The 15,350-nt window shown below is 42.0% G+C and carries 11 protein-coding genes; 3 read left to right on the top strand and 8 right to left on the bottom strand.

Going from position 1 to position 15,350, the window contains the following annotated elements:
* The first annotated feature begins 541 nt into the window (after window positions 1–541).
* Window positions 542–2,494 carry a hydroxylamine reductase gene (gene hcp, locus LK416_01040; GenBank protein UEA74795.1) on the top strand — a complete coding sequence of 651 codons (1,953 nt, stop codon included), beginning with the start codon at window positions 542–544 and terminating at the stop codon, window positions 2,492–2,494.
* Between the two features lie 99 nt (window positions 2,495–2,593).
* On the opposite strand, the gene LK416_01035 is transcribed toward hcp, so the two are convergent.
* A complete protein-coding gene (locus LK416_01035) occupies window positions 2,594–3,193 on the bottom strand; it encodes a zinc-ribbon domain-containing protein (protein ID UEA74794.1) in 600 nt (199 codons plus the stop codon).
* Window positions 3,194–3,597: 404 nt separating this feature from the next.
* On the opposite strand from LK416_01035, the gene LK416_01030 reads away from it, so the two are divergent.
* Complete coding sequence (locus LK416_01030; GenBank protein UEA74793.1) at window positions 3,598–4,056, top strand: DUF2798 domain-containing protein; 459 nt, start codon at window positions 3,598–3,600, stop codon at window positions 4,054–4,056.
* Between the two features lie 542 nt (window positions 4,057–4,598).
* Here LK416_01030 and gtfA read toward each other — a convergent pair.
* The 6 genes from gtfA to LK416_01000 all read right to left on the bottom strand — a co-directional run bounded on the left by gtfA (window position 4,599) and on the right by LK416_01000 (window position 12,461).
* Complete coding sequence (gene gtfA, locus LK416_01025; GenBank protein ID UEA74792.1) at window positions 4,599–6,236, bottom strand: sucrose phosphorylase; 1,638 nt, start codon at window positions 6,234–6,236, stop codon at window positions 4,599–4,601.
* 24 nt (window positions 6,237–6,260) lie between these two features.
* Window positions 6,261–7,088, bottom strand: a complete 828-nt coding sequence (locus tag LK416_01020; protein UEA74791.1) for a zeta toxin family protein — start codon at window positions 7,086–7,088, stop codon at window positions 6,261–6,263.
* Between the two features lie 104 nt (window positions 7,089–7,192).
* On the bottom strand, window positions 7,193–9,370 hold the full coding sequence (locus tag LK416_01015; GenBank protein ID UEA74790.1) for an alpha-galactosidase: 2,178 nt from the start codon (window positions 9,368–9,370) through the stop codon (window positions 7,193–7,195).
* 15 nt (window positions 9,371–9,385) lie between these two features.
* Complete coding sequence (locus tag LK416_01010) at window positions 9,386–10,270, bottom strand: carbohydrate ABC transporter permease (protein ID UEA74789.1); 885 nt, start codon at window positions 10,268–10,270, stop codon at window positions 9,386–9,388.
* Window positions 10,267–11,175: a sugar ABC transporter permease gene (locus tag LK416_01005; GenBank protein ID UEA74788.1), complete on the bottom strand. Its 909-nt coding sequence runs from the start codon at window positions 11,173–11,175 to the stop codon at window positions 10,267–10,269. The genes LK416_01010 and LK416_01005 overlap by 4 nt, the downstream gene beginning before the upstream one ends.
* A 2-nt stretch (window positions 11,176–11,177) precedes the next feature.
* Complete coding sequence (locus LK416_01000) at window positions 11,178–12,461, bottom strand: extracellular solute-binding protein (GenBank protein ID UEA74787.1); 1,284 nt, start codon at window positions 12,459–12,461, stop codon at window positions 11,178–11,180.
* 212 nt (window positions 12,462–12,673) lie between these two features.
* Here LK416_01000 and LK416_00995 point away from each other — a divergent pair, with 212 nt between their 5' ends.
* Entirely contained in the window at window positions 12,674–13,516 is an 843-nt protein-coding gene (locus LK416_00995) for an AraC family transcriptional regulator (GenBank protein UEA74786.1), read from the top strand.
* A gap of 299 nt (window positions 13,517–13,815) precedes the next feature.
* On the opposite strand, the gene LK416_00990 is transcribed toward LK416_00995, so the two are convergent.
* The gene (locus LK416_00990; protein ID UEA74785.1) at window positions 13,816–15,327 is read right to left on the bottom strand and encodes a DUF975 family protein; all 1,512 of its coding nucleotides are present in this window, start codon (window positions 15,325–15,327) and stop codon (window positions 13,816–13,818) included.
* Window positions 15,328–15,350 lie beyond the last annotated feature (23 nt).

The following is a 15,350-nucleotide window of genomic DNA, read 5'->3' as shown; positions in this document are numbered from 1 at the left end:
TTTTCTCGCTCTCATACCCGCTGCCGCCCGACTCCTGGGGGTATGACATTGGCTTTCTCGCTCTCATACCCGCTGCTGCCCGACTTCTGGGGGTATCATGGTTTCCTTCGCACTCTCATACCCTCGCCTGTTTGCTTCTGCGGGTATCGCATTCTTTTTCTCGCTCTCATACCCGCTGCTGCCCGGCTCCTGGGGGTATCATGGTTTCCTTCGCACTCTCATACCCTCGCCCATTTGCTTCTGCAGGTATCGCATTCTTTTTCTCGCTCTCATACCCGCTGCTGCCTGGCTCCTGGGGGTATCATAATTTATTTCTTAATTTCATACCCACCATATCTGACAATATTTATACTATCAGATATCTTCCTCAAATAACACTTACACTGAATGAAAGGTTTTGCCTGTATAATTCTGAAAACACCCGACGATACTAAATATGTTTAAAAAGATAATTGCGGAATTAATATATATTGCACATACATGAACAGCAATTTGTAGTCATTCCACAATCATCAATAAAATTTCATCAGGAGGTTATCCCATGTCAAATATGTTTTGTTTTCAGTGCCAGCAGACAGCTGGCAATAAAGCCTGTGTGAATACCGGAGTCTGCGGTAAGCAGCCCTCGACATCCAATCTGCAGGACGAATTGATCTGTGAACTGATACGACTTGCCGAAGCAGCCGAGCTTACAAAGAAATCCATGCAACAGAAAAAAGAGACAGATCCCAAACTTCTGTCCCGATACCTGAACAACCGAAAATCCGCTGATCGTCTGCTGATCGATGGTTTATTTACAACACTTACAAATGTGAATTTTGATGATAAATCAATCAAAGATTACATCAAAGAAGTGCAGAAAAACCAGAAAGATATCATGCGCTGTATGCCTACAGACATATGTAGCATATCAGATATCGCATATAAGAACTTCCCGACTACAAATATGAATTCACAAACTGCAAATATGAATTTCTCAGATACAGATATGAATGCACCAACTACAAATATGAATTTCTCAGATACAGATACGAATTCACCAACCGCAAATATGAATTTCTCAGATACAGATACGAATTCACCAACCGCAAATATGAATTTCTCAGATACAGATATAAATGCACCAACCGCAAATATGAATTTCTCAGATACAGATATGAATTCATCAACAGCAAATATCAATCCTCCGACCTGTGGATTGAAAGATCCACATGATATACCGGTAATCAGCCTGTGGGATGGTACGGACGATATCGTGTCACTCCGCTCCACGTTATTGTTCGGCTTAAAGGGAATGGCGGCGTATGCGCATCATGCAATGAATCTCGGCTATCAAAATGATAATGTAACAACCTGGTTCTATAAGGGCTTGTGTGAAGTGAACCGTGAACACTCGGTAGAAGAATGGATCGAGCTTATTATGGAATTTGGAAAAGTGAACTATCAATGCATGGAACTGCTCGATAAGGCAAATACCGAATCCTTCGGCACACCAACGCCGACTAAGGTTCACACCGATATCCGCAAGGGGCCTTTCATCGTTGTATCCGGTCATGATCTCCGCGATCTGGATCTGCTCTTAAAACAGACCGAAGGAACCGGTGTCAATGTCTATACACATTGCGAAATGCTTCCGGCTCACGGCTATCCAAAATTAGCCGCCTATAAGCATCTTGCCGGCAACTTCGGAACTGCATGGCAAAGCCAGCAGACGGAATTTGAAAATATCCCTGCACCCGTCCTCTTTACAACCAACTGCCTGATGCCCCCACGCCCAAGCTATGAAGATCGCATCTACACCACCTCTGTTGTCGGCTATGAAGGAATGGTGCATATCAAGGGAACAAAGGATGGCAAAAAGGATTTTACTCCGATCATCAAGCATGCCCTAAAGCTGGGCGGCTATGAACACGATCACAGCATGAGCGGTATCAATGGCGGACATATCCTGACAACAGGATTTGCACATGGCGCAGTCCTCTCCCATGCAGATAAACTTACAGCCGCCATCAAGAATGGTGATATCAAACACATCTTCTTGGTTGGCGGCTGCGACGGTGCCCATCCGGGCAGAAATTATTATACGGAATTTGTAAAACAGACTCCTATGGATTCTCTCGTTCTGACACTTGCCTGTGGCAAATACCGGTTCAATGATCTTGACCTTGGCGAGATCGATGGAATCCCTAGGATCTTAGATATGGGACAGTGTAACGATTCTTACAGTGCGATCAAGGTTGCCCTTGCACTGGCAGAAGCCTTCGGCTGTGATATCAACGAGCTTCCTCTGACTCTCGTTCTTTCATGGTATGAACAGAAGGCTGTCTGCATCCTTTTAACCCTGCTTGCCCTCGGTGTCAAAAACATCTATCTCGGTCCAACCCTTCCGGCATTCATGACAGAGACCGTTGTCCGTTTTCTGGTTGACACCTACAATCTGCAGCCGATCACGGCTCCTGAGCAGGATATGGATGCGATCCTCGGGCGCGGCTAAACAGTCAGCCGGCATCATCCTATTCCGGCAACAGCTTCATCACACGTTCCAGCAAACATCAGAGCTTCATCACACATTCCGGCAAACATCAGTGCTTTATCACACATTCTGGTAACCACCACAATAAGGGCAGCGGCTGGCATATCCGGTTGCTGCCTTATAAGAAGCACCGCAGTTCGAACATCGGACTGCGATCAGGTGAAGCTGTTCCGGATCGATCGGCTTGTTGTCCATCAGCTCTTCTTCTCTTCTTAACCGTTCTCCACGGACAGAAGCAGGATCATAACTGTACTTACCATTGTATTCATAGATATCGATCGTCATTCCGATCGGGAACATGGAATCCGCTCCTCCACTGATCGAAGTCGGCAGGATCACTTCCCGCTCGATACCATAATTATCAAAATAATGCACCTTTACATTTAAAGGAAATCTGCCATTTACCATATAAGATGTATTTTTTACATAACCATAAATCTTCGCTGTATACTTTTCACCATGTACACGGATCATTTTCTTGTTATGGAGCATAACAAGGATCGTCACGATAAAACATAATCCAAGTACCACAAACATTAATGGAATTAATATAAATGCCCCGGGCTTACCAAATGCAAATAAAAAGATCAATGTCATAAAAAGCCCTATTCCTGCAAAACCCACCCCGACAATCATACATATCTTCTGTGCACTGTTCATATCCATCTGCCTCCCACATAATGATCATAACTATGATACTAGCATCTACCCATTTATAAGTCAAACAAATCCATGTATTATTGCGTATACAATTATCTGTTCTCGCCTATGATATTCTTTATACCTGCATATGAAATTTTATAAGTTTGAATATGAAATTTTCACTTGCATTTTTACTAAAAGCTTAGTATAATGACCGACGTTGTAAAAATTGAAGAAAAAGCTTTGGTATAAAATTGGAAACGACACAAGTGTGCTCCTGATATTTCACCTCGTTTGCCGACGGATGAGCATATCACTTGATAACGAACAACACATGTGTCTTTTTTGTGCTTATTTTTAAGATATTTGCAGTTTTGGTTCTGCATTTATTCAGATTATTTATCAAAAAGGAGATTTATTTTATGCCAAAAACTTTATTTCAAAACATTGTTTTCACATTAATGATGTCTTTTCTTATGGTCTATGCCATGATCTGCTACAACATTTCCCTAAACACGGGTGGAATGTCAAACTCCGTTTTCTTAGCCGCCTTTCATGAGCTTATCATCATGTGGCCGGTTGCCTTTTTTCTTGAATTCCTGTTTGTAGATAAGGCTGCACATGCTCTTGCATTCCGCTTCGTGAAGCCGGATGACCGCCCGATCATCATCACGCTTGCAATTTCTACCATGATCATCTGCATTATGTGTCCTTGCATGAGCCTTGTTGCCACTATTTTATTCAAACATGCCGGTCGTCAGTTTGCAGCCGTGTGGCTCCAGACCACCTTCTTAAACTTCCCGGTAGCTTTCTTCTGGCAGCTTTTTTATTGCGGTCCGTCTATCCGTCTGATCTTCCGCAAGCTTTTTCCAGCGAAATAAGCCTGTATAAACAATGGATTCGAGTGATCCGGCAGGCTGGCACTTCCTACATATGATCCGCTTTATTTTCTATTCGGTTCGCACGCTTATTTATCAGCAGTCGCCCAAACTCGTCCTTACGGACTCAGACATGGGCTTGATGCTGATAGTTAGTGCAAACCTCATAACGAAAATACGCTAATGTCATATGTAGGAAGTGCCAGCCTTCCGGATCACTCGAATCCATTATTTATATTATGAAATTAGAGAATCCCCTCCGACAGATGGTTATATGCGTAACGTTTTACCTGTATTTCTTATATGGTCATCAGACGTTTTCTAACTATGACATTTGCGAAGATTGCGTTGTGAGCTGCATATTGCCAGTAAATACGGGTGCCTGTTCGAGCTCAAAGAGCGAGTTGGCACAGGAGTATTTACGAATCAGGCATATGCAGCAAACAGAAATCATAGCAAGTCATAGTAAAAAATGGCTGACTGCCAGATAGGAAATACAGATAAAGCCCCATATGTATAACCATCTGTCGGAGGGGATTTACACATTACGACTGCCAGACCAGGTTACCGGATGGATCAAGAGCCTGAATCCGGTAGGTATGGGCTTTAAGGTCTGCGGACAGACGGGCAAGATAACCGTCCTTTTTCCAGGTGATATAAATACGGTTATACATCTGGTCCGCCGGTAATTCTGCAAAATGCAAAGCATTTTCTGCCTGAGCAGAGATCTGCGCTGCAGGCTTTGTACGGATTGTCATTTCCGCATCAAATCCAAATGCCGGAAATTCTTTCCGGAATTTCAACATTTCAAGCTGCTTTTTTACGACCTCCTTTTCAAGGCCTGACTCTATATCTTTTTGTGAAAGATTCGTCCGGTTGATCTCTTTATGTCCACCTGCACCTGCACGCTTCACTGCCTCATAATCATTAGATCCGGCAAACAGATCCAGATACCAGACCTGAGGTTTTCCGGGCATAAATATCTGTAATGCTCTGGCTAATAACAATGCCTGCTCATTTTCGCCAAGTGCATTATAATATGTCGTATTTACCTGATAATACATCTTTTTATTACCGTGAAGATCCTTTACAAAACCCCCACGATCCACAAGCAACCGGATCAGATCTTCAATCCTGTCGTCCGGCAACAGTCCGGCAAGATCCAGTACCGGTATTCCATCATGGCATCCAAGCATATTCACAGTATGAATATTCTCTTTTATCTGTTCCTTTGCCCACTGCTCCAGGTAAGAGCCATCGCCTCTGTAAAGAGCATCCAGGATCAATCCCGGAAGGAAAAAGTCATATGTCAGATATCCCTTCTCTGCTATCATCTTATACTTTTTCTCTTTATATCCGGCATGAATCTCCGGAAGAAGGCGGATTCCATATGGTTTTGCAAGCTTATGGATCTGTTCAAGGAATTCCCATGTCTCCGGTTCATTTAAGAAATTGGCGCGTCCCGGGGCTTTTGGGGCATATGCAAATGCATCCAGACGGATTATCTTCGCTCCGTAACCTGCCAGTTTTTTTATGGTTTCACGGTAAAAGTCCCAAACCTTTTCTGATTTAATATTGAGGTCCATTTGTCCTAAATATCTGGTATGATAATCATCAGTATCCCGAATCTCCTGATAAAACGTATTCCAGTATGGAATCCGACTGCCATCTGCCATTTTCACCATCAACAGAGGCAATCCCGGTTTGCGGAAGAACATCGGATCCAGATACTTCTGTTCCGGTTGTATATAGCCGTCTTCTGTCATTTCTCCACAGTTTTCCCAGAATGTATTCCAGTTAATAAAAAAGTCACGATATTCAGATCGACTGCCATTCTCCAACAGATCCTGAAACTGTGGCGACTGTACAGACGCATGGTTTAACACAAAATCCAGCTTCAGATCAATATTCTGTCTGCCCAACCGTAATAGTGCCTTTTCAGAATGAAATGTCTCCTCAAGATCATAGTCGATTACAGAAAAACCACGATCCAGATCAGAATGGTAAATACTCGGTAGTATATACATTGAGGAAAATGCATCTGCAAATCCATCTCTTTCAAATAAATCCGCAACAGCTTCCAGATCTCCGCCAAGACTGTCCGGATACAGATTCAGCATTGGACCATTTTTAATTTTATTTATATCTGTCATATTGGTTTCTTCTATCTCTATTTTCCTCATATTCTATAACCTCCTGTTCACTTACTATTCCGTATAAATCCTGCCATGCATATCCTGAATGATGTCTGCCCTATCCAGTCCATCATTAATCTTTTTCTGCTCAATTCTTAATACTCTGGCTACAAATGGACTGTCAATGGCAGTGTCACGATTCCTCTTCTTTCGGTTTTCAAGTGTTTCTTCCGGCGTACTGATCAATACAACAGATACATCTACCCCCTGCAGGTATGCACTGTTTCCATGTGTCCATTCAAGAATCAGAATATCTGTATCTGATACATCCCTGCGATCATACCAGATATCATCCTGGGTTCTTCCCATATGACGTAGCAGCAGTTGTGAAGTTCCTCTATGAAACTGCATGAGAAGATTCGATATAGCTTCATAATCCAGTTCCTGATCCGTACCCAGATAGTCTGTAAGAGCCTTGTCTCCATACTTCTGATATATGGATAACCACTGCATGTCCTCCTGTTCTTCTGCATCCCTTCCGGCTTTTTGAAGCTTTAATAATTTTTCTTTTATTTCATCTGTATATAGCCTTTCAGTTATAAGTCCATTTAACCCGGACATACGAAATCTCGCAATTCGTTCTGCATCATTATACATGGGAATCCGATGCGGATAATTGTCCCCGCTTATAATAAGTGATTTCTTTCCCTGTTTTTCAAACATATTTTGAAGTAAGAAAGCCATTCCGGTCTTACCAACACCAGAACCTCCGGATACCGATATGACTGTTTTTTTCTCTTTTCTTTCCTCTGTTTTTTTCCGGATCAACGGAAATAATCGTTCCGCGTTTTTGATCTGTTCCTGTGCCAGATCCGATACTGTAATTTCTTTCGTATCCATCTGTCTGTCACCTCATTTCTGATCATCTTATATATCTTTTACTCTATTGTTTTTGCCAAACTCCCCGATCTCTGCAAACAGAAACCGGGGAGTCCTATTTATTCTTATTCTACTGCATCAAGCAGGATCTGATAGCTTGGATAATTACCGGATACTACCGTAAACGGCATACCGAGCTCCATCAAAGCAGCTCCTGAATAAACAGTACCTGTTTTCTTATCCCGATAAGAACGTTCCGGCGCAAGCCCTCTCAATCGAATATAAAATACAGGATGATTACCATGTGTATTTAATAAAACAGCACCTACAACTGCATGTTTTTTTTCTTCATCGACAGACATCCATGCTCCATATTCCGCTTCAAACGGATTACTTAATCTGTAATAATCCCCTTTTAAAATAACCGGTGCTGCTTCATGATAGGTTTTGATCTGTTCACGGACTGCCGTCTTGTCTTCCTCAGATAATTTTCCAAGATCCAGTTCATATCCGAATGCACCTGTCATGGCAACCACACCTCTGGTATTCATATCCGTCACTCTGCCGGTCTGATGATTCGGCACCGCAGATACATGGGCTCCCATCGTTGATAAAGGATAAGCAAACGATGTACCGTACTGGATACGGATACGGTCAACGGCATCTGTATTATCACTGCACCATATCTGTGGTGTATAATACAGCATACCCATATCAAACCTTCCGCCACCGCCGGAGCAGCCTTCCCATAACATATCCGGAAATGCCTGCGTCAGACGTTCCAGCAGGTCATATACACCAAGCATATAGTCATACATTACATTTCCCTGCCATACCATACTGTCGGAATATATATCACATAAGCTTCGATTCATATCCCATTTCACATAATTGATATCGCCCTGCCTGAGGACAGCTGCAATCTGTTCATAGATATGGTCCACCACCTCCGGATTTGCAAAATCAAGTACAAGCTGATTTCTGCCGTGTACCGGATGTTTACCGGGAACCTGAATTGCCCACTCCGGATGTTTTCTGTAAAGATCACTGTTTTCTGAAACCATCTCCGGTTCTATCCAGATACCAAACTGAACACCTTTGTCATGAACCCGTTTTGTCAGCTCCGTAAGAGAACAGCCCAGTTTATCTTCATTTACAATCCAGTCACCAAGGGATGAATTATCATCATCTCTTGTGCCAAACCAGCCATCATCCATGACCAGAAGCTCCACACCAAGTGCTGCAGCCTGCTCCGCAAGATTAACGATCGCTTCACCATTAAAATCAAAATAACAGGCTTCCCAGCTATTTACAAGAACCGGACGGATCTGATCTTTATATTTCCCGCGACAGATATGCTCTCTCACCAAATGATGCATCTGATTGGATAGCTGTTCCATTCCATACGCTGAATATGACAGAACTGCTTCCGGGGCATAAAATGTCTGCTCCGGCTTTAGTTGATAGGAAAAGAAATCCTCCTGAAGACCCATAACCAGACGGATCTGATCAAACTGATCTAATTCTACGCTTCCTTCAAAGCTTCCACTGTACACCAGTGATACACCATAACAGGCTCCGGCGGTCTCTGTTGTGCCATGTTCCGCAAGGATCATATATGGATTATACTGATGTCCGGACGTACCACGATTACTTCCGATCACCTGTTTGCCATGTGTTACCGGTGTTCGCTGCATATTCCGTTCCATTGCATGCCGTCCATAAAATGTCAGTACATCATAATCTCCATACAAAAGATCAAGACATGCGCTGGAAAGCTTCTCCAGATAGATTTCATTCTTTCCGACATTTGTAACTTTTACACTTCTGGTTATTACATCGCAGTCAGGTAATACGCCATATAATAATGTTACCTCTACACCGACTCTTTCGTCCTTCAGATATATGCACAGAGTCTGTGCAGCTTCAGAATGTGCTGCCGGAAGTCCCGGGAGATCATACTTACCATCCTGAATCTGATATCCTGTATAGCGAAGATCAAGTGCCATACAGCCATTTGCTTCACGGATCTTTCCTGCCGTTGTTCTGTAATCACCGGTTCCAAGAACAGGGAATTCCTGAGGAAGTGCATCTAGGGAATAAGTACGATCGTTTCCAAGATCATATGGATTTCCTGAAAAACCTCGATCATAGTAAGTCAGTATATAATCCATTTCCGAATCCAAGCGTTTTCCGTAATACAGATGAAGCAAATAATCATGTGTATCGGCCATCATCTGATAAGTTGTATGTCCCGTATGGAGAGAAAATATTCTTTTCTCTTTGTTATATATAATAGCCATAAATTAAGTCTCCTTTTATTTTACTGCTCCGTTTGCCACACCTGATATGATCTGTTTCTGACAAATAATATAGAAGATCAGAATCGGAAGTAACGCTAACAGATAAGATGCAAAGGCCAGATTGTAATTTGTTCCAAACTGAGTCTGGAAATTCAGCTGCGCAAGCGGAAGTGTATTCTGATCACCGGACATAATTACAAGCGGTGTCATAACGTCATTCCATGTGCCAAGGGCTGTAAGGATCGCAACCGTTGCATGCATTGGTTTCATATTCGGGAAGATGATCTTCCAGTAAGTCGTCCATGTAGTGGCTCCGTCAACACAAGCTGCCTCTTCCAGTTCAAGCGGAAGATTATTCAGATATCCGGCATATAACATTGTGTTCATCGGAAGATAAAATACTGTATAAAGTAATACCACACCAATCATATTTGCCAGTCCCATTTTTGCTGTCTGTTTTACAAGCGGCATCATCAAAATAGCAAATGGCACGAACATACCACTGACAAGATAAAGATAAATTCCATTATAGATCCGATTCTTTTTCTTGCTTCGTCCAAGTACATAACCGATCAGGGAATGTATTACGATCGATAATGCGATAGTTGCCAGTGTGATAAATAAACTGTTACCGAGAGAATGCCAGAAATCTGTTACCTCCATAGCTTCCTTAAAATTACTCAGACTCCAGTGCTGTGGAAGAGATAAGATTCCATGGATATCATTTGTCATCTCAGACGGCTGCTTAAATGCGATCATAACCGTCATATATAATGGGAACAGGATGGTTACAAGACCAAGGATCAACAGAATCGTAACCCCGATATTATATCGTTCTTTTCCTGTCTTAATCCCCTTTTCTTTATATTCTTTTCTGATCTGTCTCTGCGATTTTTTCATAACTGTTCCTCCTTCTTACCCAGGAAACGCATCTGTAATACAGATATCACTACGATTACTATAAAGAACACGACTGCATTTGCACTCTGGAATCCAAACTGTCCGCCACTCATACCATTGTTGTAGATCAGGTAGGAAATGGATTCTGTGCTCTGCGCAGGGCCACCCTTTGTCAACGACATGATCTGGTCAAATACCATCAGGAAGTTCTTCATACAAAGGACTACATTAATTGTAAAAAACGGAAGGATCAGTGGGAATGTCAGATAACGGAATTTTGCAAATCCGGTTGCACCATCTAAAGATCCTGCTTCGTATACATCTTCCGGAACTGTCTGAAGACCGGATATATAAATGATCGTATTCATCGCGATCGACTGCCATGCACATACTACCGCGATCGCAAGCCAGGCCGTTTTAGAACTTGCCAGCATACTGTTTCCCTCAAAACCGAGCATGATTGCAATCTGTGGCAGAATATAAGTAAAGAAATAGTTAAAAATATAACCAACAACCAGACCGCCTAAGATATTTGGCAGGAAATACAGTCCACGAAGACCGCTCTTAAAACGAATCTTGCTGTTTAATGCCATCGCAAGGATCAGGCTGACAGCATTTACGATGATCGTTGTTACTATAGCCAGCTTAAATGTAAACAGATAGGATGAACCAACTCTGGCATCATGAAAAAGATCAATATAGTTTCGAAAACCAACCCACTCATAGCTGCCATACCCACGGAAATTGGTAAAGCTGTAAATCGCACCCTGAATCAAAGGCAATGTGTTGAATGTAAAGAACAATGCTACGATAGGAATTGTGATCAACATAAATGTTCTGGATTTCCCGGACATTTTCTTTTTCTTTTTAGCAAACTTCATATCTTCTGTCTTTTTTGTATCCATTTCTATTCCTCCTCTCCGGAATGCTCCTGCTCATATTTGCGAACCTTTATGATCAGGTCACGATTGTACCGTTTCCATTCCGTATCAAATTTCTTCAAAAACGCTTCTGTATCTCCATCTAACAGATAAGTCTGAATCAATGCATCTACTGCCATCTCAGATGGATAAAAATGATCCTGATAATCAGTCACGATTCCGTTGTCCAGATATTCCCGCATACCGTCTAACATAGATGCAAGCTTGAAATCACCTTTCTTACAAGGTACTGCGTTCTGATTGTCTATATAGTCCTGTACATTTTCATCCTCTAACAGGAAACGGAGGACTTCATAGGCTGCTTCCTTATTCGGACAGTCTTCCATCACGCAGAACTGAAGGTCTACACCGGATGTCAGAACCATGTCATCCTTATTGTTAGAAGCCGGGAATACAAATGAATCAATATTGATATCCGGATTTACTGACTGGATCTGTGGTACAGCATAGCTTCCGATCATATACATTGCTGACTCACCTTTTGCAAATGCTGTACAAGCATCATTATAAGAATATGCAACCGGATTGGCTTCTCCATACTGAAGCAAGGTTTTCATTTCTTCCGCAACCTGAACATACTGATCGGAAAATGTCGTTTCTCCCTTATTAACATCCTTACATACGGTCGAAGATGTCAATGAAGCTACTGCACTGTTCCATGGAGAAAGACAGGTCCATGTATCCTTGTATCCCATATAAAACGGAAGAATTCCTTCTGCTTTAATCTCATCACATAATGCAAGAAGCTCATCCCATGTTTCCGGGATCTTCCAGCCATGCTCCTCAAACATATCCCGGTTGTACAGGATACCGGCAGCATTTGCCACATATGGAACACTGTATGTTCCTTCTGTTGGAATAAATTTCAGATTCTCACAGATTGTCAGATAATTTTCCTTTATATCTGCCAGTCCATCAAAATCAGAAATATCCATCAACATATCGGCATCAATAAAATTCGAATAATTGATGTCACCACCAATACCAATGATATCCGGATTATCTTCGCGAACAAATCTGGTCTTCAACACCGTCATTGCATCGTTCGGAGAACTGATCTTCAATTCAATATCATCATGACTGGCATTAAACCGTTCCTCAACTTCTTCAAAATAAGAGGTTGCTTCCGGCTTGTACTGTACCAGTTCGATCACTGTTTTTCCGTCTTTATTATTCTTGCCACACCCCGCCAGTAAGCAGAAACCAGTCATCATTGTAAGTACAAATAATAGTTTTTTCCCTTTTAGCATAAATACATTTCTCCCTTCTTTTATAATATGCTTTTTTAAGTTATTTTCATTCTAACATATCATAATGCTTGTTAAAATATCGTAATAATTCCATTTTTATACCAAAATACATTATTTTTGTCTCACTATTGCATTCATCTAGCATTTTGGTATATAGTAGAAAACAGTAGAGTTTATATTATGTATTTGTTCTAATTTTGGGAGGTTTTTTTATGCATGAATACCTTTTTTCTATATTTCCAAATGAGAAATTTATAGATCTCGGACTATATCAGTACGGATGGGAACGCTGTACACCGGCCCATCAGTTCGGTCCAGCTGCCAGAACCCACTATCTGTTTCATTATGTCATCTCCGGAACCGGACTTTTAATGGCACAGGACAAAAAAGGAGAGACTAGAAATTATTCGATCAAAAGCGGACAGGGCTTTCTTCTGTATCCGGGACAGATCAGCACCTATATCGCAGATGAGACAAACCCATGGGAATATACCTGGCTGGAATTTGATGGATTACGGGTAAAAGAAGCACTGGACATTGCCGGTTTTTCAAAAGACCAGCCCATCTATCATGCTACCTCAAAGGAATACCGGGAAATCATGATGAACGAAATGCTCTATATTGCCAATCACCCAAACGAACCGCCATTTCACCTGATCGGTCATTCCTACCTTTTTCTGGATGCACTCACCCGTTCCACCGCCTCTACCCAGATGATAAAAACCGGTAAAATGAGCGATTACTATATAAAAGAAGCGATAAACTTCGTAGAGCAGAATTTTCCTTATGACATCTCTATCGAAGATATAGCTGCCTGTTGCGGCATCAACCGCAGCTATCTGGGAAAGATATTTCATGATTCCATTGGCAAAACGCCACAGGAATTCCTGATAAATTATCGGATGTCCAAAGCAACAGAGCTGCTGAAAATGACTAAATTGTCAATTGCAGATATAGGAAATGCAGTCGGCTATCCAAACCAACTGCATTTCTCAAGAGCTTTTAAAAATATATATGGTGTCTCCCCAAAAAACTGGCGGGACCAGAATCACTAACATAGAAACCCCTCCGGCAGATGATAATATGTATGTGGTTTTATCTGTATTTCTTATATGGCAGTTAGTCATTTTTCTACTATGACTTGCTTTATTTTCTATTCGGTTCGCACGCTTATTTATCAGCAGTCGCCCAAACTCGTCCTTACGGACTCAGACATGGGCTTGATGCTGATAGCCAGTGCAAACCTCATAACGAAAATACGCTAATGTCATAGTTAGAAAACACCTGACTACCATATAAGAAATACAGGTGAAATGTTACATATATAATCATCTGTCGGAGGGGATTCGTTTCCTTAGTTATAGGTTCCACCTACGCCGGATCCGGCATTGAAGCCAAATAACGCACAACAGATCAGGTCGATGATAAAGGCTGTGCTTAAGACAGCGCAGATCAGGATCTGTGTTTTCCGGCTCTTCTTATGCATAAAGCGGCTGAGCTTCGGCGCCGCGATATAGACACCGAACAGACTTCCGATGCCAAATGCAAGTAAGCCGACCAGACAGATCCTTCCATTTAAATTCATGAAGAATTTCTTATAATTCCAGTAGTGGGAATTAAAGAAGAAATCCAGGATCCAGCTTGCGATATATTCGAGCACGCCACAGATACCCATAGACATCAAGAATAATTTCAATTTATCTGCCTTAAACCGGTCTAACAGGAAGATAATAACGACACCCCCGACACCATAGATCGGAAGCCACGGTCCATACATTGTTCCACGGTTTACGAGCTCATGATCCCTGACGATGTGGAGCATAACCTCCCACACCCAGCCGACAAAACAGAATGAGAAGAAGAAAAAGATGAAATCTGTCAGCCGGTATTCACTCTTGATTTTGATTCCCTTTGGTACTTCTACTGCTGCATCCTGCAAGAGATATACCGGCACAGCAGTTTCTATACCTTTACAGTATGGTGCTCCGTCAAATGCACGCTCAACAAATGCTTCACTGTCAATTCTCTTTCTAAGATGAAAATACATCTCCACGTCGATCTCTACATCAAACGGTACTGCTACTAACAGACCGGCAATCGGAACAAGCTTTAACAGCATAACAGGAATACATGACAGATCTGTTACGAACATCTTCCATTTGTATCCATTTGTCATTTCTTTGGATAAAGCTTTTGCCTCTTTCCAGCTAAGTGTCTGATTCTCCGCAACAAGATACGGGATCATCCGGTACTGATAGAATTTGTATATACCACCGACGATCGTAAGATTCCATAAAAACAGAACCACCTTATATACGAACATTGTCCAGATCAATCTCAATAAATGTTTAAAATGAAATGGTGCAAACATACGGTTGATCGATACTTTATCACTGTACCGGCACTCCATCGCATACCGATTCTTTCCAACGATAGCTGCACTCTGAATGAAGAAATGCACGATCATCATAATAAATGCGGATAACAGAAGTGCAATGATCACTTCTCCGGCATTACGTTCCAGATAGGCGGCATTTGCGCCTAACAGCTTAATGATCCATGTCTGACTCTTGGAAGCAACATCGATCAGTCCGATCACAAAATCCGAATGTATAAACGGAACATCCTTTACAATCGGTGTATTTACGGCATAGTCTTTTAAGATTTCCACGTTACTTGCTACATGCGAAGTATCCAGTCCGATTGCCTTGTCAATCCCATTTACAAATGTCGACTGTGCAAATTCATCGACACCTAAAAATGCAAAGATGAAGCAGACTGCAACCAGTGCAAGCCACGCCATCGTTCCACGCTTAAACACCGTGTTCCACGCGCCTTTTCTCAGTTCTTTTCGATTCCAGTTCATATTCTTATGCTCTCCTCCAGCTC

The sequence above is a fragment of the Lachnospiraceae bacterium GAM79 genome (assembly GCA_020735665.1).
In the GTDB taxonomy this organism is placed as follows: Bacteria; Bacillota; Clostridia; order Lachnospirales; family Lachnospiraceae; genus Coprococcus.
This window is presented reverse-complemented; position numbering and strand designations above follow the sequence as displayed.